General features: G+C 39.0%; 28 protein-coding genes. 20 read left to right on the top strand and 8 right to left on the bottom strand.

Annotation, left to right across the window (positions count from 1 at the left end):
* Positions 1 to 573: 573 nt before the first annotated feature.
* The 4 genes from WNY98_RS19975 to hslR form a co-directional block, all read right to left on the bottom strand.
* Complete coding sequence (locus tag WNY98_RS19975; RefSeq protein ID WP_342878754.1) at positions 574 to 1725, bottom strand: PepSY-associated TM helix domain-containing protein; 1152 nt, start codon at positions 1723 to 1725, stop codon at positions 574 to 576.
* Between the two features lie 141 nt (positions 1726 to 1866).
* A complete protein-coding gene (locus WNY98_RS19970; RefSeq protein WP_076926092.1) occupies positions 1867 to 3405 on the bottom strand; it encodes a phosphoenolpyruvate carboxykinase in 1539 nt (512 codons plus the stop codon).
* 267 nt (positions 3406 to 3672) lie between these two features.
* A complete protein-coding gene (gene hslO / locus WNY98_RS19965) occupies positions 3673 to 4518 on the bottom strand; it encodes an Hsp33 family molecular chaperone HslO (RefSeq protein WP_076926093.1) in 846 nt (281 codons plus the stop codon).
* 12 nt (positions 4519 to 4530) lie between these two features.
* Positions 4531 to 4953 (bottom strand): ribosome-associated heat shock protein Hsp15, encoded by a 423-nt coding sequence (gene hslR / locus WNY98_RS19960; RefSeq protein ID WP_024598238.1) that lies wholly within the window; start codon positions 4951 to 4953, stop codon positions 4531 to 4533.
* A gap of 210 nt (positions 4954 to 5163) precedes the next feature.
* On the opposite strand from hslR, the gene gspC reads away from it, so the two are divergent.
* The 13 genes from gspC (at position 5164) to WNY98_RS19895 (ending at position 17182) form a co-directional block, all read left to right on the top strand.
* On the top strand, positions 5164 to 6105 hold the full coding sequence (gspC, locus tag WNY98_RS19955) for a type II secretion system protein GspC (RefSeq protein ID WP_024598237.1): 942 nt from the start codon (positions 5164 to 5166) through the stop codon (positions 6103 to 6105).
* A gap of 23 nt (positions 6106 to 6128) precedes the next feature.
* A complete protein-coding gene (gspD, locus tag WNY98_RS19950; RefSeq protein WP_342878753.1) occupies positions 6129 to 8192 on the top strand; it encodes a type II secretion system secretin GspD in 2064 nt (687 codons plus the stop codon).
* Positions 8185 to 9750: a type II secretion system ATPase GspE gene (gene gspE / locus WNY98_RS19945; RefSeq protein WP_024605967.1), complete on the top strand. Its 1566-nt coding sequence runs from the start codon at positions 8185 to 8187 to the stop codon at positions 9748 to 9750. Before gspD ends, gspE begins: the two co-directional genes overlap by 8 nt.
* A 2-nt stretch (positions 9751 to 9752) precedes the next feature.
* The gene (gene gspF, locus WNY98_RS19940) at positions 9753 to 10988 is read left to right on the top strand and encodes a type II secretion system inner membrane protein GspF (protein ID WP_342878752.1); all 1236 of its coding nucleotides are present in this window, start codon (positions 9753 to 9755) and stop codon (positions 10986 to 10988) included.
* A gap of 80 nt (positions 10989 to 11068) precedes the next feature.
* Positions 11069 to 11491, top strand: coding sequence for a type II secretion system major pseudopilin GspG (gene gspG / locus WNY98_RS19935; RefSeq protein ID WP_007586585.1), 423 nt, complete (start codon positions 11069 to 11071; stop codon positions 11489 to 11491).
* 49 nt (positions 11492 to 11540) lie between these two features.
* Entirely contained in the window at positions 11541 to 12128 is a 588-nt protein-coding gene (locus tag WNY98_RS19930) for a prepilin-type N-terminal cleavage/methylation domain-containing protein (protein WP_024597727.1), read from the top strand.
* Positions 12128 to 12502 carry a type II secretion system minor pseudopilin GspI gene (gene gspI / locus WNY98_RS19925; protein WP_024597726.1) on the top strand — a complete coding sequence of 125 codons (375 nt, stop codon included), beginning with the start codon at positions 12128 to 12130 and terminating at the stop codon, positions 12500 to 12502. Before WNY98_RS19930 ends, gspI begins: the two co-directional genes overlap by 1 nt.
* Positions 12503 to 13153, top strand: a complete 651-nt coding sequence (gspJ, locus tag WNY98_RS19920) for a type II secretion system minor pseudopilin GspJ (protein ID WP_170072982.1) — start codon at positions 12503 to 12505, stop codon at positions 13151 to 13153.
* Positions 13146 to 14135, top strand: coding sequence for a type II secretion system minor pseudopilin GspK (gene gspK / locus WNY98_RS19915; RefSeq protein WP_024597724.1), 990 nt, complete (start codon positions 13146 to 13148; stop codon positions 14133 to 14135). The genes gspJ and gspK overlap by 8 nt, the downstream gene beginning before the upstream one ends.
* Positions 14132 to 15340, top strand: coding sequence for a type II secretion system protein GspL (gene gspL / locus WNY98_RS19910; protein ID WP_342878751.1), 1209 nt, complete (start codon positions 14132 to 14134; stop codon positions 15338 to 15340). The genes gspK and gspL overlap by 4 nt, the downstream gene beginning before the upstream one ends.
* Positions 15337 to 15810, top strand: coding sequence for a type II secretion system protein M (locus tag WNY98_RS19905; protein ID WP_024597722.1), 474 nt, complete (start codon positions 15337 to 15339; stop codon positions 15808 to 15810). The genes gspL and WNY98_RS19905 overlap by 4 nt, the downstream gene beginning before the upstream one ends.
* Before the next feature lie 3 nt (positions 15811 to 15813).
* Positions 15814 to 16572 carry a type II secretion system protein N gene (locus tag WNY98_RS19900; RefSeq protein WP_342876717.1) on the top strand — a complete coding sequence of 253 codons (759 nt, stop codon included), beginning with the start codon at positions 15814 to 15816 and terminating at the stop codon, positions 16570 to 16572.
* A 22-nt stretch (positions 16573 to 16594) separates the two neighbouring features.
* The gene (locus tag WNY98_RS19895) at positions 16595 to 17182 is read left to right on the top strand and encodes a UPF0149 family protein (protein ID WP_024597720.1); all 588 of its coding nucleotides are present in this window, start codon (positions 16595 to 16597) and stop codon (positions 17180 to 17182) included.
* 24 nt (positions 17183 to 17206) lie between these two features.
* Here the strand turns inward: WNY98_RS19895 and WNY98_RS19890 are convergent, their stop codons facing one another.
* Positions 17207 to 17413: a hypothetical protein gene (locus WNY98_RS19890; RefSeq protein ID WP_342878750.1), complete on the bottom strand. Its 207-nt coding sequence runs from the start codon at positions 17411 to 17413 to the stop codon at positions 17207 to 17209.
* A complete protein-coding gene (locus WNY98_RS19885) occupies positions 17413 to 17772 on the bottom strand; it encodes a hypothetical protein (RefSeq protein ID WP_024597718.1) in 360 nt (119 codons plus the stop codon). Before WNY98_RS19885 ends, WNY98_RS19890 begins: the two co-directional genes overlap by 1 nt.
* A 288-nt stretch (positions 17773 to 18060) precedes the next feature.
* Here WNY98_RS19885 and ccoG point away from each other — a divergent pair, with 288 nt between their 5' ends.
* The 5 genes from ccoG (at position 18061) to WNY98_RS19860 (ending at position 22375) form a co-directional block, all read left to right on the top strand.
* The gene (gene ccoG / locus WNY98_RS19880) at positions 18061 to 19491 is read left to right on the top strand and encodes a cytochrome c oxidase accessory protein CcoG (RefSeq protein ID WP_342878749.1); all 1431 of its coding nucleotides are present in this window, start codon (positions 18061 to 18063) and stop codon (positions 19489 to 19491) included.
* A gap of 86 nt (positions 19492 to 19577) precedes the next feature.
* Positions 19578 to 20552 (top strand): serine/threonine protein kinase, encoded by a 975-nt coding sequence (locus WNY98_RS19875; protein ID WP_342878748.1) that lies wholly within the window; start codon positions 19578 to 19580, stop codon positions 20550 to 20552.
* A 32-nt stretch (positions 20553 to 20584) separates the two neighbouring features.
* Entirely contained in the window at positions 20585 to 21208 is a 624-nt protein-coding gene (locus tag WNY98_RS19870) for a thiol:disulfide interchange protein DsbA/DsbL (protein WP_007586563.1), read from the top strand.
* A 16-nt stretch (positions 21209 to 21224) separates the two neighbouring features.
* The gene (locus tag WNY98_RS19865; RefSeq protein ID WP_076926100.1) at positions 21225 to 21863 is read left to right on the top strand and encodes a thiol:disulfide interchange protein DsbA/DsbL; all 639 of its coding nucleotides are present in this window, start codon (positions 21225 to 21227) and stop codon (positions 21861 to 21863) included.
* A 59-nt stretch (positions 21864 to 21922) separates the two neighbouring features.
* Positions 21923 to 22375 (top strand): DUF523 domain-containing protein, encoded by a 453-nt coding sequence (locus tag WNY98_RS19860; protein ID WP_342878747.1) that lies wholly within the window; start codon positions 21923 to 21925, stop codon positions 22373 to 22375.
* Positions 22376 to 22385: 10 nt separating this feature from the next.
* Here the strand turns inward: WNY98_RS19860 and trmA are convergent, their stop codons facing one another.
* Positions 22386 to 23483: a tRNA (uridine(54)-C5)-methyltransferase TrmA gene (gene trmA, locus WNY98_RS19855; RefSeq protein WP_076926104.1), complete on the bottom strand. Its 1098-nt coding sequence runs from the start codon at positions 23481 to 23483 to the stop codon at positions 22386 to 22388.
* A 162-nt stretch (positions 23484 to 23645) separates the two neighbouring features.
* Between trmA and WNY98_RS19850 the strand changes: the two genes are divergently transcribed.
* Positions 23646 to 24785, top strand: coding sequence for a DUF5610 domain-containing protein (locus WNY98_RS19850; protein WP_076926102.1), 1140 nt, complete (start codon positions 23646 to 23648; stop codon positions 24783 to 24785).
* 65 nt (positions 24786 to 24850) lie between these two features.
* Entirely contained in the window at positions 24851 to 25651 is an 801-nt protein-coding gene (gene murI / locus WNY98_RS19845) for a glutamate racemase (RefSeq protein ID WP_342878746.1), read from the top strand.
* On the opposite strand, the gene WNY98_RS19840 is transcribed toward murI, so the two are convergent.
* Positions 25614 to 26093, bottom strand: a complete 480-nt coding sequence (locus tag WNY98_RS19840) for an RNA-binding protein (protein WP_024596401.1) — start codon at positions 26091 to 26093, stop codon at positions 25614 to 25616. The two genes, murI and WNY98_RS19840, sit on opposite strands and share 38 nt — an antisense overlap.
* Positions 26094 to 26366 lie beyond the last annotated feature (273 nt).

The raw sequence follows: 26366 nt of genomic DNA, 5'->3' as shown, positions 1-26366 counted from the left end.
GCCCGATTCGAAAGAGTCGGGCTTTTTTACGTCTGCAGAAAAGTAAAATGCGCGCAGTTAACACTCACATCAACATCTATCGCGTAGGCCGGGCGAGCGAAGCGACTCCTGACACTAAAATCATACGATCGTAATTTCACTCTGACTATCTAGCCCTGTAGATGTTTCCATAAATGCAGCTGCTTCACATTGAATAAAACCTTGCCCTAACTATTCAGTACCCTTATTAGACGTTCCTATAAGTATATAGCATCATCTAAATATATTATTAAACAATGAATAACGAGTATTACCTGGTGCTAAGCTCATCAATGTTATTTACCGCATTACATCTCTAAATAACTGGCGTTATAGCGCGTGCAGAATAAATACACATACCTGATAATTATACTAATCGGCAATAATACCTAATCAATTTGGTGGATTGAACTTGACGCTAATTGCGTTAATAATTTCTGATATGCGATTGCATGGAGACTGAAGGTTGAGCAATTTAGAAGTCAATGACGAGAACAACGAAATAAAGGATTTTTCCTCAAATAGATCATTTAACTAGGTAGATTGGCGTAAAGTTTATTTTATATTGGTTCTAACTAACCATCTATATAGTCCAATAAAAAACAATGTAGTAGATCCTAAGCCACTCAACACCCAAATTACTTTTAAAATGTTACCGCCAATGCTGCCGTCATGTAGAGGGTGTAACCAGTTTTTAATTTTACTAGCCGTGCTTTGCTTATCTATATTAAACAGGCTCTCTAGTTCCCCTGTAGACGCATTAACTTCGATATAGCTATGCGGGAAGCGATAAGAAGGGTCATTGTCAGTTTGAAACCTGAATCTGTAAATCGCATTTAAGTTTGAGGGTGTTTCAATCCAAGCTAAACGCGCACTTGGTAATGCTTTTTGAGCTATTAAGATCGCTTTTGATAAAGGAATATTGGATTGTTTGTTAGCTTGCATTTGTGTTTTTGAGGGAGAGTTTATATTGCTAACTAGAGCGATTAATACAGGGTCCGTTTGTTTTGGAATAGCGAGCATAACGCCTGTAGCAGTTAAAACTAATAATGGTATGCACAAAGCCAAACCAATAAGTTTATGCCAGTCATAAAGTAGACCTATTTTAGAACTGCGACGTTTAAATTTTAACGATTTTATCCATTGCCCAGGTTTTGGAAACCAAGCAAAGAATCCAGAGATAATAAGAAGTAATGTGGCTATGCCTATATAACCAACAACTAGAGTGCCTGTTGCTCCTGTTAGTAATGAAAAATGTAAGTTGTATATCCAAGTTACTAGGTATTCCCCCCAGTAGTCTTTGCGTATTACTTCATCGTTATCACTAGATAGCCAAACCATTAAAGGCGCAAAGCCATGCTCTTTTGTTTCTATAGGGTTATAGTAGCGTGCGGGTACAATTGAATTCACACCTGTATTTTCTAATCGCCATGGTCCGAGCTTTGAAGGGAAATTTTTCCTTAACTTACTGTATGCTTTATCCCAATCAGGTATTTTTGTATTAGTAGTAGTGTCATTAATTGGATTTAACAGTGAGTCTATTTGTGGGTAATAAACTAACACGGAGCCAGAAAGGCTAATAATAGTGAGTAATACGCCTACCGAGAGGCCTAAGTACAAATGTAATCGTCTTGAGGTTTTTCGCCATGAAAGCTTTGGTGTCATCAATTGAGTAGCCGTAACGGGTAATGCAGATTTATTGGGCATTAAGAAGTGTTTGATTATGGAGTATATTATATGGTTTTTGATATGATTCGTGCGGCATTTTGTCGCACTTATTAAATTAATTATTTAAGAAGTAAAAACGCCAGCTCTAGACTGGCGTTAAAATACAATCTTAAAGTTTACTTAAGCTTTAGGTCCTGCATTTTTTATATCGTCTGATACGTCGTACTTAGCAAAGTTTTCAGTGAAGTCAGCGGCTAGTTTTGCTGCATATTCATTGTACTTAGCTTTGTCTTCCCAAGTATTGATTGGGTTAAGTAAGTTAGTATCTACACCAGGAACGGCTACTGGTACATCTAGGTTTAAAACATCAATGTGCTGAGTTTCAACACCCGCTAATTTACCAGATACGATTGCATCAATTACTGCACGAGTAGTTGGAATATCAAAACGTTTACCTGTGCCGTAAGGGCCGCCAGTCCAACCTGTATTCACAAGGTACACTTTAGCGCCAAACTCGCGTACACGCTTCATAAGAAGCTCAGCGTAAACACCAGCAGGGCGTGGGAAGAATGGTGCGCCAAAACATGTCGAAAATGTTGATTCAATATCGCTAGTAGAGCCAATTTCAGTAGAGCCAACTTTTGCTGTGTATCCACTTAAAAAGTGAAAAGCAGCAGCTTCTTCGCTAAGTATAGAAACTGGTGGTAATACACCGCTTACATCACAAGTTAAAAATACAACAGCTTTTGGTTCGCCTGCGCGGTTTTCTACTTTACGTTTTTCAACGTGTTCAAGTGGATATGCTGCACGGCTATTTTGAGTAAGGCTAGTATCGTTAAAATCTGGAATGCCTTTTTCATCTAGCACTACATTTTCTAAAATAGTGCCAAAGCGAATAGCATTCCAAATTACAGGCTCATTCTTTTGTGACAGGTCGATACACTTAGCATAACAACCGCCTTCAATATTAAACACGCTGCCAGGTGCCCAACCGTGTTCGTCATCACCAATTAAAAAGCGAGTTGGATCTGCTGAAAGCGTTGTTTTACCTGTACCAGATAAACCGAAGAACAATGCTGTATCGCCTGCTTCACCAACGTTAGCAGAGCAGTGCATTGGTAATACACCTTTTGCTGGTAGTAGGAAGTTTTGCACAGAAAACATCGATTTCTTCATTTCACCGGCGTAACGCATACCAGCTAGTAATACTTTACGCTGTGCAAAGTTAATAATGACGGTGCCATCGCTATTTGTGCCATCACGTTCTGGCTCACATACAAACGAAGGAACGTTCATTACTTGCCATTGCGGTAAGTTTGAAGCGTTATAGTTTTGCGGTTCGATAAACATGTTTTTGGCAAAAATATGGTGCCACGCGGTTTCTGTAGTTACGACTACAGGTAGATAATGCTCAGGGTCTGCGCCAACTTCTAGGTGAGAGGTGAAGTGGTCATTACTTTGAACATGTGCTTCTACGCGAGCCCATAAAGCGTCAAATTTGTCTGCATCAAATGGGCGGTTAACATTGCCCCATTGAATGTCATCTTGAGTTGTAGCTTCTTGTACAATAAAACGATCTTTTGGTGAACGACCAGTTCGTTTTCCTGTAATTGCAACAAAAGCACCATTTGCGGCTAAAGTACCTTCGCCACGGCGGATCGCATGCTCGACAAGTTCAGCTGCGGTTAAATCGACAAAACGTGTAGCGCCTGTAGTCATGTTTATACCTAACTATGTGTGAGAGTTTGAACGGATAGCTCTGGGGTTATCAGTGCCCTTAAACTGAAATTATAGTAACAGAAGGTTTTAAGATATTCGAGCCCGTAAAGCCTCTAAAAACACATATATTTAAGAAAAAACATGAATAATTTCAATGATACCGGTGTCATGAAATTAGCAGAAAAGATGACACCGGTATCATCTTTTTATAATATAAAACCGCATATTATGCGGCTTTAATTACTATATATAGATGAAGCTGAATATTTAGTTGAAAATGCTTTTTATATCTTGTTCGTTAAAAACATACTCTTTTAAACAGTAATGACAGTTAATATTAACAGACCCTTTTTCGGTTACGTCTTTAAGTAGTTCTTCTTGTCCAATATTAACAAGTGCAGTAATTGTTTTATCACGACTACAACCGCATTTGAATTTAATCGCTTGAGGCTCAAATACACGAGGGTTATCTTCGTGGTAAAGACGTGTAAGGACTGTATTTGCATCAAGATGTAACAACTCTTCATCTTTAATGGTGTTACTTAATGCTTCTAAGTGCGCAAAGTCTTCAATTGATTTTTGTTTATCAACTGGGAGTACTTGTAAAAATAGACCACATGCTTTTGCGCTACCTTCAGTTGTGTCGGTTGCAAACCAAAGACGTGTCTTTAATTGCTCTGATTGCTCAAAGTAACTTTCTATACATTCACTCAGAGTATCGTGCTCTAAGGGCACTATACCTTGGTAACGTTCACCCTTACTTGGTGTAATAGTGATCACCATATAGCCTTGGCCAATAAGCTCTTTTACAGTTGTACCCGTAATTTCGCTTTGCAGGCGTGCAATACCACGCATGTTTTGTTTGTCATCACCATTTATAACAGCATATTTAACAGGGCCATCACCTTGAAGCTGTACTGCAATTTCACCTTCAAACTTTAAAGTTGCGGTTAGTAAACAGGTTGCAACAAGTAGCTCACCTAGTAATGCTTTAACAGGGTCTGGGTAATTGTGGTCGGCAATCATTTCATTATAAGCATTCTCGATTTGTACGAGTTCGCCACGAACATCTAGTTCGTTGAATAAATAACGGTGAAGTAAATCTTGTTGCATGAGTGGCTATACCTAACTTGATTTCATTTTTAAAAGTTCGCGTCTTTGCTTTTTATCTGGTTTTTTATCCGGATGAGGAGCAAAAAAACTGTTATTTTTGCGTGCGATGCTGTTTTCTTCGCGTTTAGCAATACTTGCATCAGATTCTTGATACATGGTCTGTGCAATGGGGGCGCTTTGACGTTTTTCAAGCACTGTGAGTATAGTTATCAGTTTTTCATCTACACCCTGAGCAAGTTTTACTTTTGCACCAACATCTACTATTTTGCTCGCTTTTGTACGTTGGCCATTATAATGTACTTTGCCGCCTTGCACCATTTCACGTGCAACAGCACGAGTTTTATAAAATCGTGCAGCCCATAACCATTTATCTAATCGAACTTTTAACTCATCTGCATGGTCTGAGTTGGTATTAGCATTACTTTTTTTACTCATAAGGCATTCCCCCACGTTTTTATAGCTTAAAATTTATCATGAAATCATCGTAGGATGAAGGTATTACAACAGCCGTTTACTTTTTGTACTACTATGTAAAGTTAATTTAATCTGTTTACAAAGTTTAATATTAGTGTGCTTGTTGAAAGAAAAATGAAAGGGTACTATGGGTACGCGCTAACGCAGTAAATTAAAATAAGAACACTATTTATGGAACAGCAAATCCAACAACTAAAACAATTTTTAACGCGGTTACCGCATGCTAAATTAAGTGCATTAGTGACACTGTTAGTTGTTGTTTATCTTGCATTTTTATTATCAAAGCTTGTCTGGCTTTTATGGCCGAAACCACCAGTAACTCTACTTACTCCTACTCATTATGCTAATCAGCCATCTGGTGCGAGCAATAACTCAGCGCAGCATATTATTGAGCAATTTTTATTTGGTAAAAAAACTGTAACAAATAACAATAATACTGCAAAACAATCGCAGGTTATAAATAATGCGCCAGAAACACGCCTAAGTATTAATTTAACCGGTATTGTAGCTGTTAATAATGATGACCAAGCAGGCATAGCAATTATTGAATCACAAGGTAAGCAAGTAAGCTACCTTGTTGAAGAAGTTGTACTTGGCACGCGCGCTGAAGTAGCGCAGATACTGCCTGATCGTGTTATTTTAGGTATTAATGGAGGTTTTGAAACATTAATGCTTGATGGGCTCGATTTTAGTAAAAAAGTATCTATGCCTGTACTCGCTGCGCGTGACGATGCCGAAATGGGTCCGCAAAAATTAGAGCCAAGTGAATTACAAATAGACGCCACCGCAGACCCAGACGTTAAAGAAGCAATTATAGAAACACGTGAAGAGTTACTCGAAGAACCGGGCAAGTTATTTGACTATATACGTGTTTCACAGGCTATGAATGATGGTGAACTAATTGGATATCGCTTAAGTCCAGGTAAAGAACCTGAACTGTTTAAGCAAATGGGATTAAAAAATAACGATTTGGCTATTTCTATAAATGGCTATCAATTAACAGATTTAAAACAGGCTATGTCAGCTATTAACGAGCTGCGTAATAGTACAGATGCCAATATCACTATAGAACGTGATGGTGAACAAATTGATGTGCAATTTAGTCTGCAATAATTTAGCTTTGGAGTTTTAATATAATGGTTCAGGTGCTACACCTCAAAAAAATTAAAAAAGGGTTAGCTAAGTACGCGGCACTTTTTTTGGCGGCAAGTATTTCTTTGTCTGTTTCTGCTGTTGAATATGCTGCTAACTTTAAAGGCACTGATATCAACGAGTTTATTAATATTGTTGGTAAAAATCTCAATAAAACAGTAATTATTGACCCTAACGTGCGCGGCAAAGTAAATGTTCGCAGTTATGAGTTAATGGACGAAGCGCTTTATTACCAGTTCTTCTTAAATGTATTGGAAGTTTATGGCTACTCAGCTGTTGAAATGGACAATGGCATTCTTAAGGTAGAAAAAAGTTCAGACGCCAAAAAATCAAATGTGCCACTTATTACCGAAGGTAACGAAGCTAGCGGCGATATGATGATTACACGTGTTGTACGTGTCAAAAATGTGAGCGTACAAGAACTAGGCCCTTTAGTTCGTCAATTTAGCGATCAAAAAGATGGCGGCCATGTTGCTAACTTTAACGCGGCTAACGTAATGATGTTAACGGGGCATGCTGCATCGGTTAATCGCTTAGTTGAGATTATTCGCTCTGTTGATCAGGCGGGTGATAAGCGTGTAGACATTGTTAAGCTTAAATATGCAACAGCAGATGATGTTGTCTCTGTGGTAGACAATATTTATAAAGACAGCGGCAAAGGCAGCGTACCTGAGTTTTTAATTCCAAAAGTAGTCGCTGATGGCCGAACTAATAGCGTTATTGTAAGTGGTGAAGGCCAAGCACGTACACGTGCCATAGAGCTTATTAAGCGCTTAGATGGCGAATTAGAAAGCCAAGGTAATACCAAGGTGTTTTACCTAAATTATGCTAAAGCTGAAGATTTAGTAAAAGTACTGCAAGGCGTAAGTAAGTCACTTGTTGAAGATGCACAAGGCGGTACCACTAAGACTCGTAGCAGAAGTAACAACGAAAGCAGTATAGAAGCTCACCCAGATTCAAATTCACTAATTATCACCGCACAGCCAGATACAATGCGCTCGCTTGAGTCGGTAATTGAACGTCTTGATATTCGCCGTGCACAAGTACTTGTAGAAGCCATTATTATCGAGGTAATGGAAGGTGACGGGGTTAACTTAGGCCTGCAGTGGATTTCTGAGCAGGGCGGCATGTTGCAATTTAACAATGGCACTACGGTTCCTGTTGGTTCATTAGCTGTTGCTGCAGAGCAAGCACAAGATACAACCGTAACTAAAAATATAATAGGAACTGAATCAGGTACAGTGACGCCATTTACAGAAACAACAGAAGGTGACTATGGCCCATTAGCCTCCTTGCTTAGTGGTATTAATGGTTTAGCGCTGGGTGTTGTTAAAAATGACTGGGGCGCAATTATTCAGGCTGTTGCCACTGATACAAATTCAAATATTTTGGCTACACCTTCTATTACTACAATGGATAACGAAGAAGCCTCAATTTTAGTTGGTCAAGAAGTGCCTATTATTACAGGCTCACAAACGGGCAGTAATAATGCTAACCCATTTCAAACGGTTGAGCGTCAAGAAGTCGGTATTAAACTGATAGTTACGCCACAGATTAACGATGGCTCTGCAGTACAGCTTACAATTGAGCAAGAAGTATCAAGTGTAAGTGGTGCAACTGCTGTTGATATTTCAGTTAATAAACGTGCAATCAAAACAACGGTTATGGCCGATGATGGCGGTATGGTTGTACTGGGTGGCTTAATTGACGAAGACGTACAAGAAAGTGTTTCTAAGGTGCCGTTATTAGGCGATATTCCTATTTTAGGTCATTTGTTTAGATCAACAAACACAACACGCCGTAAGCGTAATCTTATTGTGTTTATTCGACCAACCATTATTCGTGATGGTGTGAGCATGAATAAGTTAAGCTTTAATAAATATAACTTTATTCGTGGTGAGCAGTTTAAACAAAAAGAAGACGGTATTGAGTTAATGCCAATGACTGATACGCCTATTTTACCTGAGTGGAATGACGAATTAGTACTTCCACCTACGTATGAAGAGTCTCTACGTAAACAAAATGCACAAGAGCGTAAAGATGACTAATGCGATTCAAGAGATAAACCAAGATGTGGTTCATCCTCAAACGCATAATCAGGATGAGCTATTAACGAGTGATGTGTTAGTTGAGTTACCAGCAAAGCGTTTGCCGTTTTCCTATGCAAAACGTGCAGGTGTGTTACTTGGCAAAAATAAAGATCACCGTATAGTTTACTACCGTGGTGAGCTAGACGTGGAAGTACTATTAGAAGTACGTCGTATCGCAGGCCATGGTTTTACACTTGAGCAATTGGCTGATGATAAGTTTGAGCTATTGCTTGAAGCGTCATACCAACGTGATAGCTCTGAAACGCAACAAATGATGGAAGATATTGGCAATGAGGTTGATTTATTCTCACTTGCTGATGAACTTCCGCAAACAGAAGATTTACTAGCTGGTGACGATGACGCGCCAATCATCAAGCTTATTAATGCCATGCTTAGTGAAGCGATTAAAGAAGGGGCTTCTGATATTCATATCGAAACCTTCGAGCAAGAGCTTGTTATTCGCTTTAGGGTCGATGGCGTACTTAAAGAAGTCCTTAAGCCTAATCGGAAACTTGCGTCGTTACTTGTATCTCGTATTAAAGTAATGGCTAAGCTTGATATAGCCGAAAAACGTATCCCACAAGATGGCCGTATTAGTTTACGTATTGCCGGACGTGCAGTTGATGTGCGTGTATCAACAATGCCGTCGAGCTTTGGTGAGCGTGTAGTACTGCGTTTACTTGATAAAAATAACGCGCGTTTAAACCTTGAAGACTTAGGTATGACTGCAGAAAATCGTGCATTGTTTTCAGATTTAATTAGTAAACCTCACGGAATTATTTTAGTAACAGGACCAACAGGTTCTGGTAAAAGTACCACCCTATATGCTGGTATGAGTCAAATTAACTCACGCGATCGTAACATTCTTACTGTTGAAGATCCGATAGAGTACGAAATTCCAGGCATTGGGCAAACTCAAGTTAATGCAAAAGTTGATATGACATTTGCTCGTGGTTTACGTGCAATATTACGACAAGATCCTGATGTAGTAATGGTAGGTGAAATACGCGACCTTGAAACTGCGCAAATTGGTGTTCAAGCGTCACTTACCGGTCACCTTGTTATGTCTACTTTGCATACTAATACTGCATCGGGTGCAATTACACGTATGGAAGATATGGGTGTTGAGCCATTTTTACTTTCATCTTCATTACTCGGTGTGTTGTCGCAACGGCTAGTACGTACATTGTGTAATACCTGTAAAGAAGGTCACACGGCTGATGAGCATGAATGCCAGCTGTTAGGCACTCCTTTTGAAAGCCAACCTACAATCTACCGAGCAGTAGGGTGTGAGGAGTGTAATTTTAATGGCTATCGTGGTCGTACCGGTATTCACGAGTTACTTGTAGTTGATGAAACAATACGTGAAATGATTCACAACGGTAAAGGCGAGCAAAGCGTAGAAAAATACATTCGTAAGCGCAGCCCAAGTATTCGCCAAGATGGGTGTAGCCGTGTACTTGCAGGTAAAACAACACTTGAAGAAGTATTGCGTGTTACCCGTGAGGAAGGCTAACTATGGCGGCGTTTGAATACCGTGCCTTAGATGGCCGAGGTAAAGAAAAAAAAGGCATTTTAGAAGCTGATACAGCTAAACAAATCCGCCAAACTTTGCGTGACCAAAAACTAACGCCGCTTGAAGTTGTTCCTGCGGCGCAAAGTGACAAACAAGTCAAAGGTGAAAAAGCCCCTTTATTCGGTGGCTTTTTTAAACCAACAATTTCAACCTCAGACTTAGCGCTTATAACCCGCCAATTAGCAACATTGATACAATCGGCACTCCCTGTTGAAGGCGCAGTTATGGCTGTTGCTGAACAATGTGAAAAGCCGCGTTTAAAGCGTATGCTTATGTCGGTACGTTCAAAAGTAGTTGAAGGTTACACCCTTGCCGATGGTCTTAGTGAGTTTCCTCATGTTTTTGACGACTTATATCGTGCAATGGTAGCCGCAGGCGAAAAGTCGGGCCACCTTGATCAAGTACTTAATCGTTTAGCCGACTATACCGAGCAGCGCCAACATATGCGTAGCCAAATAACTCAGGCTATGGTTTACCCTATTATTTTAGTGGTATTTGCAATTGGTATTGTGTCGGTATTACTGGGTACGGTGGTACCAAAAATATTAAAAACGTTTGAAAAAACGAAACAAGTACTCCCTTGGACAACCGAATGGGTTATGGCGGGTAGCCATTTTGTGCAAAATTACTGGTTTATTAGTTTAATAGCCATCACAGCAATCGCTATTGGTATTAAGCATGCACTTAAACAGCCAAAAATACGTTTTTGGTGGGATGACCGAGTGCTACATATGCCAGGCATAGGTAAAGTGGCTCGTGGTATTAACACCGCACGTTTTGCGCGTACTTTAAGTATTTTATCATCAAGTTCAGTGCCACTGCTTGAGGGAATGCGTATATCGGGTGGCGTACTCATTAACGAAAAGATTAAAAAAGCGGTTGCTGATGCATCCGATAGAGTGAGTGAGGGTGCAAGCTTAAGAGCTGCACTTCAGCAAACTAAGTTGTTTCCACCAATGATGCTGCATATGATAGCAAGTGGTGAAAAATCAGGTGAACTAGAGCAAATGTTAGAGCGTGCTGCAAATAACCAAGATCGCGAATTTGAGAGCATGGTTAATGTATCGCTTAAACTACTAGAGCCTGCGATGATCGCTTCAATGGCGGTTATTGTATTATTTATAGTAATGGCAATATTACAGCCAATAATGGCTATGAATAAAGCTGTTGGACTTTAAGTTAAAATAATTTTTAAATATATTAATGGTTTTACCTAAACCATTTTTACTTAGTGTTTTTAGAATAATGAGGTAATTACGTGAATAAACAATCAGGTTTTTCTTTACTAGAAGTAATGGTGGTACTGGTTATCATCGGAATGATTATGTCAATTGTTGCACCTAACATTATGGGCCAGCAAGAAGAGGCCGCTATCGATAAAGCGCATCTAGATATTCAGCAATTAGAAGATGCAATGAGCTTATACAAGCTTAAAAATAAGAGCTACCCAAGCACAGAGCAAGGTCTTGAAGCGCTAGTAACTCAAACAAGTATTGAACCGGTTCCAAAGCGTTTCCCTGACGGTGGTTTTATTAATGAACTACCAGAGGATCCATGGGGCAATCTATATCAACTAATTAGCCCAGGTGAAATTGGCAAGTTTGATATTTTTTCTATGGGCCCAGATGGAGAAGTAGGTACTGATGACGATATCGGTAACTGGGACGAAGAAAAACAATAATGCTCAAGTACATCGTTTTGTATGAACATGTTATTGCTAGAGGCTTGCTATGAAAGCAAGCCTTAAGCAGTGTCATACAAAAAGCAGCGGCTTTAGTTTAATAGAAATTTTAGTGGTACTAGTGATCATCGCTTTTGCCACCAAAATGGTGGTATACAGCTTAGAAGGCGGTGCGGAGGAAGAATTAGATACTCAAGCACTCAGGCTGCATACCACCATTAATATGGCATCTGAATTTGCTATTTTAAACCAAGTTGAATTGGGATTGTTAGTTGAAGACAACACGCTAGAATATTTAGTTTTCGATGGTGAAAAGTGGATTACCTTTGACCGTGAAGATCTTTTTAAACCTATCGAGTTAGATGAAAGATTAAAGCTTACTCTTAATTTAGAAGATTTAGCGTGGGCGCAAGATAATCTCTTAGAGCAATCTAACTGGCGCGAGCTTATGAGTGGTGGCGATGAAGACAGTTTACTTGAGCTCAAAAAGCTGAAAATCCCACAAGTACTTATTTTGTCATCAGGTGAAGTAAGTGCGTTTCAGCTTATATTAGAGTTAAAAGATCAAAGTGAGCCTGTGTATTACATTGAAGGTGAATTTACAGCACCCATTAACTTTCGCCGAGAACCAGAATAATGAAGCATACTAAAGGGTTTACCTTATTAGAAGTGCTTGTCGCATTAAGTATTTGCGCCATGGCGGGCATAGCGGCAATGCAAGCAACAAGCGAGCATATACATCACTTAACCACTATTGAAGAACAAACCTACGCATCGTGGGTCGCCGAAAACGTTATTATTGAACAACGTACAAAAGGTGAGCAATGGCAAGGTAAAAATAACCTTAAAGGCAGCGAAGTAATGGGCGGCGTTGAATGGTTTTGGCAACAAGAAGTAACCGCTACCGCTGATAAGAGCTTTGTTAAGCTAACAATCAATGTTTTTACGGATGAAAAGTATGAGCATTCGGCATATGAGTTATCAACGTATCTCAATAAAGGCAAAAAGTAAGTGAAGCAGCGCGGGTTTACATTACTCGAAGTTATGGTTGCACTGGGTATTTTAGCTTTTGTTATTATTGCTACTCATCAAATACTCGAGACGACAACAAGAGCAAAAGATGCCTCAGATGAAAAAATTACTGAGCTAAATGGATTGCAAACAACATTTAGGTTGATGGATCAAGATTTTAGCCAAATGACCAAACGCGCAGTTCGCAATGAGTCGGGCGATGTTCAAGAGCAATACTTATTGGCTGGTCGTTATGTTTTAGAAAGCCAGTACGATGGTATTGCGTTTGTACGAGATGGTTGGATAAATCCAATAAATTTATTACCACGCTCTGAGCTACAAGCCGTCGGTTATAGAGTGATAGACGATAACCTTGAGCGTGTTTATCGGGTTTATGTTGATCAGCTTGATAATATGGAGCCGCGGGTTCAACGTGTACTGGAAAATATTGAAGAGCTTAAGTTTGAGTTTTTGGATGATAAAAACGAATGGCAAGAACAATGGGAAATTAAAGCGCTTCCTAAAGCGGTTGCTGTTACGTTGCAACAAATAAAAGCAGAGCCAATTCGTCGAGTATTTTTAGTACCAGGGCAGGGCAAGGTTGTTGCTCCACCAAGCACAACACAAGATACGAGCGTGAATAATGGTTAAGCAGAAATCATCGCGCGGCGCAGCACTTGTTATTGTTTTGTTTATTGTGGCATTAGCGGCTATTTTAGCTGTAGAAATGAGTGCTAATTTAATGGTGCAAGTGCAAAAAAGTACTAATTTGCAAGGTCATCAGCAAGCTAAATGGTACGCCTACGGTGCAGAAGAGCTTGCTATTAAAGGGCTAATACAAAGTAAAAAAGATGATGCCGATAAAACAACACTTGATCAAGTTTGGGCAACTCAAGGTGATGCTTCATACCCTGTTGATAACGGCACGTTAAGTGGCAAAATTACTGATTTACAAGCATGTTTAAATTTAAATGCTTTAGCTATAGCGCCAGATACAAACAGCGCGAGTAAAACAAACCCTGCGCATAAAGCACTATTTGCATTACTTGAAAATATTGAAGATTTACCTGCTGATGAATCAGAAGAGACAATGGCAGATAGCGTATTCGATTGGCTTGACGAGGACAGCATAACGTATCGCTCAGGCGCAGAGGAAGACGAGTATTTATCACGAGATTTTCCGTATATGACAGCCAATAGTTTATTTGCATCAACATCGGAGCTGCGCTTAGTTAAGGGCTTTAATCCATTAGTGATGGAAAAAGTATTGCCATATGTATGTGTAATACCCGGCAGTACGCTTTTATCTATTAACGTAAATACATTAATTCCAGAGCAAGCTCTTATACTAAGTGCCTTAATAGAAAGCTTGAGCTTATCTGGCGCAGAGGCTGTGATAGGTGCAAGACCGCAAACTGGCTTTGACACCATTGATGAATTTTTTGAACAGGTGAAGCAGCAAGGCGGTACTAATACCGACTCAGTAAAAAGTTTATTTAGTATTAAAAGCGAATATTTTAAATTACAAACGCAGGCAAATTTTGTCGACCTGCGTTTTTCGATGACCACATTACTGCACGCTAAAGACGGTGACGTAACGATACTGGCGCGAAAATTTGGAGGCGTACAGTGACAGAAATACTGTTGATCCGCACGGGTCAAAACGAGCAAGAATTACTTAACTGGTTAATTTACTCACCACAAGAACAAGAAATAATAGCTAGTGGCGAGTTACCAAATGCAGAGCATTTAAGTGAGCTAAGTGAAAGAGCGCTTACCCGAGAAGTTGTCGTGTTATTACCAAGTGACCAAGTGCAATTAAAAACGGTCGCTTTGCCAACAAAATGGAATCGCAAGCTTGAGCAAGCACTGCCATATATGCTCGAAGAAGATATAGCATGTGACGTAGATGAACTGTTTATAGCTGTAGCGCAGCCGACAATGCTTGGTGAGCAACATGCAATACGAGTAGCAATGACAGACCGTGAATGGTTTGAACAATGGCTCGCATTATTTGCTGAGCATAATTTATCAGTATACAGAATATTACCCGATGCCTTGTTGTTACCGCTTGCAGATGATGGCGCAGTCACCGCTATCGAGCTAAATAGCCAATGGTTATTTAAGCAAGGGCAATGGCATATTGGTGCGGTTGAATCTAGTTGGTTAAATGGCTACTTAACAGCCATGGGTAATCCTGATATTAAACATTTCAGCCCAGCTAGTCAGTTTCCAGAAAGCGTTAACTTACAAGCGCAAACGAGTGAGTATGACTTACCTCTAGCATTATTTGCAAAGCAGTTAGATAGCGTTAAGTTTAACTTACGCCAAGGTATGTATCAGCTTAAAAAACAAAGTTCTTTATGGTGGGGTTACTGGAAAGGCGCAGCAACTATAGCAAGTGTTGCATTGGTCTCTACAATTACAATAAAAGCGATTGAGCTGCATCAACTTAATACACAACTAGAAGTAGCTAAGGCTCAAGTAGTCGACAGATACCAAAAAGCATTTCCGGGAACTAAAGTTCGCCCTAATCTAATTAAAAGCCAAATTAAAGGCGCTTTAGATAAAGTGCAAGGCTCAAGTGAGTCGGGCTTTTTAGACTTAACGACTAATTTAGTTGACGTATTTTCTCAAGTCAGTGAATTTACACCTGAAACACTTCGTTATGACAAACGTCGCAATGAGCTGCGTATTCGTGCACGCGCGAAAGACTTCCAAACCTTTGGTAAAGTAAAAATCATACTTGAAAAACAAGGTTTAACGGTTGAGCAAGGGTCTTTAAATAACGACGGTGATTATGTAGTTGGCGAAATTAAACTGCGAGGTGCAGTATGAAAAAGCAGTTAATGCAACAATGGCGCTCGCTCAAAGAGCAAGAACAACAATTGGTAATGGTCGCTGGTGGCGTGTTTATTATTTTTGTTTTAGTAATGGGAATATTTAGACCATTAAACAATGCGATAGAAAAGGCACAGCAATCTCAAATTAAACAACAAGAGCTATTAGCTTGGGTTGATGAAAGTATTGTTAAGCTAAAGGCTGCGGGTAACACCAGTGTTGCTAGCAATGCAAACTTAAGCCAAATTGTTAATTCTACACGTGGACGCCATCAAATAAGTATTAGTAAAATGCAGCCAAGTAGTGATTCACTACGTTTGACGTTAGATTCTGTAGAATTTAATCAGTTAATAGAGTGGTTAGATGAACTAGTGAATCAACATGGCTTAAAAATCGAAAACTTAGATTTAAGCCGCGATGATAAATCAGGCTATGTGCGTGTAAGCCGTTTGGTATTAGAGAATTAATTAATGAAAAAAATAATAACGTTATCGGCTGTCTTTTTAATTAGTTTTATTGTGTTTTGTATTATTAAATTACCAGCAAGTATTGCGCTAGATGTCGCAAAACCGTATTTTCCAAAGCAATTAGAAGTCGGGCAAACTGTAGGTACTATTTGGCAAGGTCAAATGATGCAAGTTCGCTTTGATGGTGAGCAGTTAAATAATGTGCGCTGGGACATTGCTGGCTGGAAGTTATTTACAGGTAAGCTAAATGCGAACGTGAAATTTGGTAATGCACGAGAGCGTAGTGATATTTCGGGTTACGCAGATGTAAGCTACGGGCTTTTTAATAAAGAAGTTAAAGTGACTGACGGCCTAGTACGCTCAACGGTAGAGCGTGCAATGCAACGCGTGCAACTTCCTCTGCCTGTAACAGCGAAAGGGCGTGTAATTTTAGAACTTGATGAATACAGCTCAGGTGCACCTTATTGTGATTCACTAAAAGGCGAAATAGCGAGTCCTAATATTGACGTACAAGGCTTAAATGGATGGTTTAATATTGGTCCTCTGGCTGGTAAATTAAGTTGTAAGTCGGGCGACGTTGCTATATTAATTGACCCAGATAATACGCTTGGCCTTGAGGCAGATGCTACACTTAAAGCTAATTTCGACTTTAGTGTGGCAGGCTATGTAAAACCAGATGCTAGCTTACCTAAAGATGTACATGATGCGGTTAAGTTTTTAGGCCGACCAGATAGCCAAGGTCGTTATCCGCTCAACTTTTAATATTTGAATATAAAGAGTTTTAATGCAAATACCCCAATTTACTGAGCTGCAAGCAAAGCAGCTCAGCACATTTTTAAATACGCAATCTAAAGCAATGAACCTTGAGCAAAGCCAAGGCTATTTATTTGGCGTTATTTGCTCGCCCACCCCATTAGATGTGCATGAGTGGCTTGAGCAGATATTACCAAATACAGCCAATGATTTAGATGAAGAAATGCTTTTTTTGTTTATGGCGCTATACCATAAAATTAGTGAGCAAGTATTTGAAACAGGATACAAGCTGCCCGTTGAGTTTACTCTTGAATTTTGTAAACCATGGAGCGAAGGTTTTTTAGTGGCTACTAAAGCATATGCAGAGCCACTTTTAAATGCGCCTGAGTTAGATGCAGAATTTAAAGAAGCATTAGAGAGTGCACTAAGCACACTGAGCTTTTTTGCTCTTGATCAGCAGGCAATTACACAGATTGCCCAGCAAAATAGTATGACTAAAGAAGCCTTATGCCAGTATCAATATGAATCAATGGGTGACTTTGCACTAGGCTTTGCAGAACTTATAGAAGTTGTGGCCATTAACAGTGGTTTAATAACTGATGACAGTTGGGACGAATAGCTTGAGTTTAAGCGCTTAGTTAATCTAAGCGCTTAGTTCTAATACAATATCAGTACAGCCTTGCTTGCACTTTACCATGCCTTTACCAGACTCGCTGGTGGCTAAATCAAGTGTTAAAACCCCATTACACTTATCACACTTTAACGTTTTGCCTTGTGCTAATTGCTTGAGCATATTGCGCTGTTTATGAAATGAGTCGCTTGCTTTTTTATTTAATCCTGAAAAATCCACTACTTTGCTCGCTTTTGCTCTAATGCTTCAGTCACTATTTTACATACCGTATTTAAACGATTGTCATAAAAATAAAGGTTTAAGTCACGTTCACGACAATAGCGTAAGTGAAATAACTGTACAGAGTCATCTGTTGTAAACGTTTTTTCTACGTACTCACCCTCAGATTCAGAGAGTTTAAGTTGAGTGCTAATTCTATTTTTAGCCATATTTGCAGCAGGGCTTCTATTAACCTTACTTGCATCACTTAAAAAGCCAATGCCTTCACCTAGTAACCTTTCGCGAGGTTCTTTTATAAGTGGATGATCGATTGTAAAAAAGGCAAGGATCACAACGACCAAAATAATAAATTTTTTCATGGATACGTAAACCTTGATCTAAGTAGGGTTGAATTACCATGCAGTGTAATAAACTGCATTTTAAAAGCAAGTAACTGGGATGAATAAATTATTAGCAATCTATGCCAGTAATTTTAACCAACATTGTTATAATGGTTAACAGCAGTCAGATATTTCTGAAATATCTGAAAGTATTCGAGAAGGCAATTTATTAAAGTAAACCTGCCTAGCAAGTAACTTGCTAACTTTAAGTATAGAGTACTTGAGTATTGCTGGATTTTTATTTCCAAGCGGCGTTGAGGAACTTCGATGGACAAGCAAATTAAAGTAAAGAATATCCCTGTAGAGGTGAAAATCCAAAAACCGGATTTAAGCCGTCAAGATGATAGGTTCAATCCCCGAAATCGTATTTATGTGCGTGCCGTAAAAGGCCTACATCAATTACTTAGGCAGCGCATTGGCTTTTTAGGCCTACTTGCGTTCATGTTACTTCCTTGGATTAATTTTAATGGCCAGCAAGCTGTGCTGTTTGATCTAATTGGTCAAAAATACAATATTTTTGGTTTAACGCTATGGCCTCAAGATTTTACCATATTAGCGTTTATTTTTATGCTGGCAGCATTTGCGCTGTTTTTAGTGACGACCTTCTATGGACGGGTGTGGTGTGGTTACACTTGCCCGCAAACTGTTTGGACTTTTATTTTTATTTGGTTCGAGGAAAAGCTTGAAGGCACTGCCAATCAGCGTAAAAAACTCGATCAACGACCCATGGACTTTGATAAGTTTTGGCGTAAAACGGCAAAGCATACTAGTTGGGTATTGTTTTCGTTATATACCGCTATTTCTTTTGTGGGTTACTTTACGCCAATAAGGGAGTTACTTCCTGATTTTGTAACGTTTAACGTGGGTGGTTATGCACTAGTCAGTATTATTTTCTTTGCTGCGTGTACCTATGGTAATGCCGGTTGGATGCGAGAAATTATGTGTTTACACATTTGCCCTTACTCACGTTTTCAATCAGCTATGTTTGATAAAGATACATACACCGTAACGTATGACGAAAGCCGTGGTGAAAGCCGTGGTCCTCGTTCACGTAAAGTAGATCATGAAGATTTAGAGCTAGGCGACTGTATCGACTGTAACTTGTGTGTTCAAGTGTGCCCAACAGGTATTGATATTAGAAATGGGTTACAAGCTGAGTGTATTAATTGTGGTGCATGTATTGATGCGTGTGATGGCGTAATGGATAAAATGGAATACCCGCGTGGGCTTATTTCATATACGACAGAGCGAAACCTCGAAACGCCAGAAAATAAAACGAATCCACTAAGAGCTAAAATCATTGGTTACACGGTCATACTTGTTGTGCTTACGGGGGCACTTGTAGCTAATATAGCACTGCGTAAAACAATGGACTTTGATATCATCCGTGATCGAAACCAATTATATCGTGTCGATTTTGATGGTTTAGTAGAGAACACCTACACATTAAAGGTAATTAACAAGGCGCAGTACGAGCAAACTTTTAATATTAAAGTAAAAGGGTTAGATAACTTTAAGTATATTGGTAAGCAGTCATTTACTGTGCAGGCAGGGGAATCTCATAACGTGCCATTGTCGCTTGTAATGGACCCTTATGATTTGAAGGTGTCGATGACAGAGTTTAACTTTGTGCTTTCACCGGTAGATAAGCCGGATGAGACAATATCGCAGTCGAGTAACTTTTTTAAAGCGCGATAATCACAACCTACCTTAAATAGGTGAGTTGATATAGCAATTAACAAAAGCGGGTATATAACCCGCTTTTTATTTTATATAAGAAGAGTATGAATAAATTTAGTTTTATTGACTTAACACCTGACCTAATACTCGATGCAATAGAAAGCGTAGGTGTGTACGCCGAATCTGGTTTGTTGGCACTCAATAGCTATGAAAACAGAGTGTACCAATTTAAAGCCGATGATGGTCTGCGTTACGTAGTGAAGTTTTATCGCCCAGAGCGCTGGAGTAAAGAGCAAATTCAAGAAGAGCATGACTTTGCATTTGAACTGGCTGAAGCGGAAGTACCTGTTGTTGCCCCTATTTTATATAATGGGCAAAGCTTGTTTGAGCACGAAGGTTATTTGTTTGTGTTGTTTCCAAGTGTAGGTGGGCGTTTATTTGAGGTTGATAACTTAGATCAGCTTGATGTAATGGGGCGTTTAATTGGCCGTATGCACCAAGTGGCTAAAACAAAACCTTTTACTTACAGGCCAACAGTTACCTGTGATGAATATTTGCATACAGCCAAAGTTCATCTTCAAAAAAGTAATTTAGTGCCTATGGGAATAAATACCGCCTTTTACACTATTTTAGATTTAGTGATAGAGCAGGCGCAAAAACAGTATAAAGATGTACAAAGTATTCGCTTACATGGTGACTGTCACGTTGGCAATATTTTGTGGGCAGGCGACGCGCTCATGTTTGTAGATTTAGATGATAGTCGCCAAGGTCCTGCAATCCAAGATCTATGGATGATGCTCAGTGGCGATAGAGCGACGCAACTGTTACAGTTAGATACCCTTGTGAATGCGTATGAAGAGTTTTGTGATTTTGATCACTCTCAACTCAAATTAATTGAACCGCTGCGAGCGATGCGTATTATCCATTATATGGGATGGGTAGCTAAACGATGGAGCGATCCTGCCTTTGTGCGGAACTTTACATGGTTTGCTGATGACAAATACTGGGAGCAACAAATTTTAGCATTGAAGGAGCAACTTGCAGCATTGCAAGAAGCGCCGTTAAAGTTATTGCCGTAATCTTTTATTTAAAACAAGTACACGAGATATACATGCTTAAAAAATTAAAACTGAGTTTATTACTTTTATGTTTACCATTTGCAGCACTTGCTGCACAGTTTGAAGTTGATAATCAATACACTGTTATTGATGTAGACAAAAGTACATCGCCACAAGTAACCGAGTTTTTCTCATTTTACTGTCCACATTGTTTTAAGTTTGAACCCGTAGCAAAAGCAATTGAACAAGGCCTACCAGAAGGTGCTGAGTTTATTAAAAACCACGTGAACTTTTTAGGTGGAGTGTCACCACAAGCACAAAGTAATTTAAGCTTTGCCTACTTAATTGCTAAGCAGCATGGTCAGGCGCAGAGTATTAGCGATCAAATTTTTAAAAGTATTCATGTTCAGCGTGCTCCTTTAACTGAAATGAAAGACGTTAAAAAATTACTTGAAGTAAATGGTATTGATAGCGCAACGTTTGATCAAGAAATTGCAAGCATGCCAGTTATTTCGGCTGAGCAAGCAATGCAAAACAAACAAAATAAATATTCAAAATTAGGCGCACTTACAGGTGTACCTACTTTTATTGTTAACGATAAATATAAAATAAACCTCAATACCATCAAAAACCAAAAAGAACTTGATGAGTTAGTAGCGTTTTTATTAGCACTATAAATTTCGGAGCATAATAATGATTAAATTAGTTAAAGCAGGTTTGCTTGCAGTACTACTTCCTATGGCGGCAACAAGCTTTGCAGCAACGTACGAAGAGGGCGTGCATTACGATGTGGTTTCTGAGCGAGCAACTAAAAAGCCAGAAATTAAAGAGTTTTTTTCATTTTACTGCCCTGCATGTAATAACATGGAAGCATTAATTGGTGAATTTAAGCCTAAGCTTGATAAAAACGTTAAATTTAAAAAGAGCCATGTTGATTTTGTAGGTGTACGTGACCCTGAAAATCAACAGATGATGAGCCAAGCACTAGCTACTGCAGAAGTGCTTCCGCAAAAAGATAAAATTGTCTCTGCAATCTTTAATCATATCCATACCAAGCGCGCTAAATTTAATGAGCTTGCAGATGTAAAAGATATATTTGTAGCACAGGGCGTTGATGGCGATAAGTTTGATAAACTTTTCAAAAGCTTCTCGGTACGTACGCTGAGCTCTAAAATGAAACGCGATCAGGACTACTTCAAAGAAAAAGGCGCACTACGTGGCGTACCTACATTTATTGTAAATGGTAAGTATAAATTAAACCTAGGTCGTGAGTCGGGTATTACTGAGCCAGAAGACATTGGTAAACTGATTAATTATTTAGCTAGCAAATAAATTTAGCTAAAACTAAAAAAGCTCCTCAGGGAGCTTTTTTGCTTTATAAGGATGTAGCAATGGAAAAAATATTAGTATCGAGTTGCTTGCTAGGGCAGCCTGTTCGTTATGATGGGAAAGGACAAACATTACAGCATCCACAATTACGGGTATGGCAAATTAATAAGAAAATAATATCCTTTTGTCCTGAAGTTGCTGGTGGGCTATCTACTCCTAGAGCTCCTGCTGAAATAATACAGGGGAGAGTAATTACTAATTCAGGAGAAGATGTAACAGAGCAATTTCAAACTGGGGCTAATATAGCGCTAGAACTTTGTAAAAAAAATAAAGTTCGTTTTGCTCTACTTAAAGAATCGAGCCCTTCTTGCGGACGAAATACAATATATGATGGAAAGCATCGCGGAGTAAAAATAGAAGGTCTAGGTTTAACTGCAGCATTATTAATAAAGAATGAAATTCAAGTATTTAGTGAAGAGCAAATACCAGCACTTATAAAAGCACTGGCACTTTAATTTTGGTTGGTTATTTACGCTGTAAGAAAACACCCGACTCAATGTGATGCGTATAAGGGAACTGATCAAATATAGCAAAGCGCTTAACGTTGTGCGTACGTGTTAAGTGATCAAGGTCACGCTCAAGGGTTTCTGGATTACACGATATATAAATTATGCTTTCGTAGTTAGCCACTAAGTCACACGTTAATTCATCCATGCCTGCGCGCGGTGGATCAACTAATATGGTTTGGCAGTCATAGCTTTTAAGATCAATACCGTCTAAACGAGAAAAAGTACGTTCGCCATTCATTGCTTGAGTAAACTCTTCACTAGACATACGAATAATATCTAAGTTCTCTACGTTATTTTTAGCAATATTGTATTGAGCAGAATGAACAGATGATTTTGATATTTCCGTCGCTAATACTTTATTAAAAGAGCCTGCTAGCGCAATAGAAAAGTTTCCGTTACCGCAATAAAGTTCTAATAAATCATTTTTAAGTGGCTTACATAAATCTTGTGCCCACTCCAACATATTAATATTTACTTTTGCATTAGGCTGAGTAAAGCTATTTTCTACTTGTTGATAAATAAGCTCTTGACCATTAACTGTTAAACGCTCAGTTACAAAGTCATCACCCAGCACTTCTTTTTGTTTGCGAGCGCGGCCTATAAAGTCAATTTTGTATTTACTGCTTAGTTTTTCTTTAAGCGCTTTAATTTCACTTAACCATTCATCATCAAGTGGTTTGTGATAAAGCAAGCTTACTAAAATTTCACCGCTTAGCGTTGATAGGTAATCGATTTGAAATAACTTACGACGTAATATTTCACAAGGCTTAAGATGCTCAATCATCACCTGCATTATTTCACCTACTAGAGGCGCTGCGGGATCAAATGTATCAACACGGATTTTTTCTTTTGTTTGTTGATCAAACATAATGTGAAACAGATCGTCACCATCGTGCCATACTCTAAATTCAGCACGTTGGCGGTAGTTAGTTGGCTCTGAGCTAAATACTTCTAATTGCTCCACACCAAAACGTTGGAACTGTGCACTAATACGCTGCTCTTTTTCACTTAACTGCGCTTGGTACTGTGTGGTATCTATTTTAATAACTGCCATTAACGCTACTACCTTATCTAAGATCTGTTTATCGGCGCTATTGTAGGGAGCGCTGCGTATTTGTCTAGTTTTGGCTAGCATTTATGCTGTTTTATTGAACATTGTACTTTAGTTTTTAGTGTTATAGCCGATAATAAACTACGCACGGTTAGGAGACGAATCATGAAAATAGGTAATTATGGCTTTACGCCAAACAACAACATCAATAAATTCAACAATAAAGCTGATATACAGCAACCTACAATTACGTCTCCTCAAGATAGCTATCAACAACGAGGTCGAGAGTTGGCCGCAAAGGTGCTTGGCGATAAAATGGCTGAGCAGCTAGGATTACCTATCGCAGAAAAAAAAGCAGATAAACCACTATTTGATTTTGATGAAATAGTAAAAAACGTACTCGATTTTGTAAGTAGTGCTGTTAATAAAGCAAAAGCTAACGGCGCTGATGACGAAAAGCTCAAAGATATGTTAGGCGACGCGCGCAAAGGAGTCCAAATAGGGATCGATGACGCGGTTGATGAGCTCAAAGGAACTGGCGTATTTAATGACGACATGGAAGAGGGCATTAATAAATCTAAAGAGGGTATTTACAATGGGCTTGATGAGTTTGAAGAGTCATTATTTAACCCACAACCTGCCAGCGTAAATATAAGCCAGGCCCAATATGTCAGTATGACGAGTAATGCTGAGTATAAATTTACCACCGCAGAAGGTGATGAGGTAAGTATCAGCTTTGCAGATGCATTTGAATCTCAATCGGCAAGCGGCTATCAGCAAAACAGTAATAGCGAGTCGTTTGCAAGCTCATCATCGCAATCTCGACAGGTATCATTTTCGATGTCGGTTAATGGTGACTTAAACGAGCAAGAGCAAGAAGCTATTAATGCGATGATGGAAGATTTACAAGATTTAAGTAAAACATTTTTTGGTGGTGACCTGGATGAAGCATTTGAACAAGCTCAAGAGCTGAGTTTAGACAGTGACCAGCTGGTGGCTTTTTCTATGGATTTACGCCAAACAAAAACAATAGCCACAGTTAAAAGCTATGAAGAATATAAACCGGCACCAGAAAAACAAGTATCAGAGGGCTTAGCTCCCTTTAATGATGACCTTAAAAATGCTTTTGAAAAAGCGGGCGAACTTGGATTACAAAATCAACTAGCTGGCATTCTACAGTGGTTAAATCAAGATCAGGAACAAATAGATAAGTTAGTAGATTACACAAAGTCTATGTTCGAAAACCTTAATCAGTTAAATTCGGCAGCCGACGATCTTGCTGATTTAGAAACCACGCAAAGTTAAACTACTTTCTTTTATAAATACCTCATGGCAAACTGCCGTTCTTAAAGTAAAGTGGGAACAGTAGTTTGTCAGCGCATATAATGGTCTTTGATTCAGGTATTGGTGGAACTACTGTACTTGAGCATATAAAGCACAGTATCCCAAATGCTCAGTACAGCTATTTTATGGATAATGCTTTACTACCTTATGGTGCTCAATCCCAGCAGACAATCATTAACCGATTATGCTCACTTATTCATTTCATCAAAGCTAATACGCTTAGCGTTGATTTAATTGTAATAGCGTGTAATACCGCTTCTACATCTGCACTTAGTGCTGTTCGTCAAATTACGGATATTCCTATTGTAGGCGTTGTGCCAGCAATAAAGCCTGCGGCAGAGCTAACACGTTCAAATCATATTGGCTTATTAGCCACACCAGCCACGGTCGCCAGTCCATACACTAAAACATTAATTGCTGAACATGCACGTAATGTAATCGTTAATCTATATAGTAGTGTGGAGTTAGTAACTTTAGCTGAGCAATACTTTTTTACAGAGTCCTTGGATATAAACAAGTTGCATCAAGTGCTTGATGACCTAGATATAGACAAAACTATAGATGTACTTGTATTAGGATGTACGCACTTTCCAATACTAGCAGAGCCTATTAGTCAGTATTTTGAAGGAAAGGTTAAATTACTTGATTCAGGTGTAGCGATAGCAAACAGAGTCGACTACCTACTTAAGCAACTTAACTTAGGTATGAATAAACTGACAGACATAAAAAAGCCGCTGCAATATTATGCAACGGCTGATGTGTTTAGCAATAAGCTAGCGGTAAAGCTAGTTACACTGACTGATCCGTCTCAGTACGTAGAGCATTAGAATCATCTTCTTGTTTTTGTTTTGCTTCACGTACCTTTAAAGTACGTTGTTGGAACTCGCTATCGTTCAAGTTAGCAATTGCATTGTCGGCATCAGCTTGCGCCATTTCAACAAAACCAAAGCCACGACGTTTGCCAGTATTCTTATCCTTTAATAAACGAACATTGAATACTTTGCCTTGTTCTTCAAATAATGCACGAACCACACCTTCGTTTGCACGATAAGGAAGGTTACCAACATAAAGCGTTTTTGTTTTAACTTCAGCTTCTTCAGTCACATCAGATGAAATTGCAGCAATAGCAATTGCACCTATTAATAAACCAGCACCAAATAGTAATGCAGGGTTTAAAGCTAAGCCGCCTAAAGCAAACTCAACAACAACAAAACCAACTACAGCAAGAATAACAGAGAAGATAAAAGATTTTTGATCGGGTAATTTCATTTTAGATCTACCAATAAACAGGAAATAAACATTAATTTAACATTGTGAACTTGCTATCTTAACGTCTAAATCAAACATAGCAATGATATTTGTATTAAATTATAAATAAGAGCACAAAAAAGCATCACCTTAGGCGGGGTTTCATATAGTTTTACGTGGTTTTGTTCTATTTTTGTTCGAACAGTAAAAAGATCTAAAAAAAGGGTTGATCTGTTTTCGGATCTCCCTATAATGCGACCCCACTGAGACGGGAAACGCCAACGCATAGCGAGG

The organism is Pseudoalteromonas sp. AS71, from assembly GCF_038900275.1.
In the GTDB taxonomy this organism is placed as follows: domain Bacteria; phylum Pseudomonadota; class Gammaproteobacteria; order Enterobacterales; family Alteromonadaceae; genus Pseudoalteromonas.
Note: the sequence above shows the minus strand (reverse complement) of the source record. Positions and strands in the feature narration are given on the sequence as shown.

What these genes read in the sequence shown, in the direction of transcription:
- WNY98_RS19975 (WP_342878754.1), bottom strand. Translation starts at nt 1,725, where the DNA reads ATGCCCAATAAATCTGCATTACCCGTTACGGCTACTCAATTGATGACA.
- WNY98_RS19970 (WP_076926092.1), bottom strand. Translation starts at nt 3,405, where the DNA reads ATGACTACAGGCGCTACACGTTTTGTCGATTTAACCGCAGCTGAACTT.
- hslO (WP_076926093.1), bottom strand. Translation starts at nt 4,518, where the DNA reads ATGCAACAAGATTTACTTCACCGTTATTTATTCAACGAACTAGATGTT.
- hslR (WP_024598238.1), bottom strand. Translation starts at nt 4,953, where the DNA reads ATGAGTAAAAAAAGTAATGCTAATACCAACTCAGACCATGCAGATGAG.
- gspC (WP_024598237.1), top strand. Translation starts at nt 5,164, where the DNA reads ATGGAACAGCAAATCCAACAACTAAAACAATTTTTAACGCGGTTACCG.
- gspD (WP_342878753.1), top strand. Translation starts at nt 6,129, where the DNA reads ATGGTTCAGGTGCTACACCTCAAAAAAATTAAAAAAGGGTTAGCTAAG.
- gspE (WP_024605967.1), top strand. Translation starts at nt 8,185, where the DNA reads ATGACTAATGCGATTCAAGAGATAAACCAAGATGTGGTTCATCCTCAA.
- gspF (WP_342878752.1), top strand. Translation starts at nt 9,753, where the DNA reads ATGGCGGCGTTTGAATACCGTGCCTTAGATGGCCGAGGTAAAGAAAAA.
- WNY98_RS19930 (WP_024597727.1), top strand. Translation starts at nt 11,541, where the DNA reads ATGAAAGCAAGCCTTAAGCAGTGTCATACAAAAAGCAGCGGCTTTAGT.
- gspI (WP_024597726.1), top strand. Translation starts at nt 12,128, where the DNA reads ATGAAGCATACTAAAGGGTTTACCTTATTAGAAGTGCTTGTCGCATTA.
- gspK (WP_024597724.1), top strand. Translation starts at nt 13,146, where the DNA reads ATGGTTAAGCAGAAATCATCGCGCGGCGCAGCACTTGTTATTGTTTTG.
- WNY98_RS19905 (WP_024597722.1), top strand. Translation starts at nt 15,337, where the DNA reads ATGAAAAAGCAGTTAATGCAACAATGGCGCTCGCTCAAAGAGCAAGAA.
- WNY98_RS19900 (WP_342876717.1), top strand. Translation starts at nt 15,814, where the DNA reads ATGAAAAAAATAATAACGTTATCGGCTGTCTTTTTAATTAGTTTTATT.
- WNY98_RS19895 (WP_024597720.1), top strand. Translation starts at nt 16,595, where the DNA reads ATGCAAATACCCCAATTTACTGAGCTGCAAGCAAAGCAGCTCAGCACA.
- WNY98_RS19885 (WP_024597718.1), bottom strand. Translation starts at nt 17,772, where the DNA reads ATGAAAAAATTTATTATTTTGGTCGTTGTGATCCTTGCCTTTTTTACA.
- ccoG (WP_342878749.1), top strand. Translation starts at nt 18,061, where the DNA reads ATGGACAAGCAAATTAAAGTAAAGAATATCCCTGTAGAGGTGAAAATC.
- WNY98_RS19875 (WP_342878748.1), top strand. Translation starts at nt 19,578, where the DNA reads ATGAATAAATTTAGTTTTATTGACTTAACACCTGACCTAATACTCGAT.
- WNY98_RS19870 (WP_007586563.1), top strand. Translation starts at nt 20,585, where the DNA reads ATGCTTAAAAAATTAAAACTGAGTTTATTACTTTTATGTTTACCATTT.
- WNY98_RS19865 (WP_076926100.1), top strand. Translation starts at nt 21,225, where the DNA reads ATGATTAAATTAGTTAAAGCAGGTTTGCTTGCAGTACTACTTCCTATG.
- WNY98_RS19860 (WP_342878747.1), top strand. Translation starts at nt 21,923, where the DNA reads ATGGAAAAAATATTAGTATCGAGTTGCTTGCTAGGGCAGCCTGTTCGT.
- trmA (WP_076926104.1), bottom strand. Translation starts at nt 23,483, where the DNA reads ATGGCAGTTATTAAAATAGATACCACACAGTACCAAGCGCAGTTAAGT.
- WNY98_RS19850 (WP_076926102.1), top strand. Translation starts at nt 23,646, where the DNA reads ATGAAAATAGGTAATTATGGCTTTACGCCAAACAACAACATCAATAAA.
- WNY98_RS19840 (WP_024596401.1), bottom strand. Translation starts at nt 26,093, where the DNA reads ATGAAATTACCCGATCAAAAATCTTTTATCTTCTCTGTTATTCTTGCT.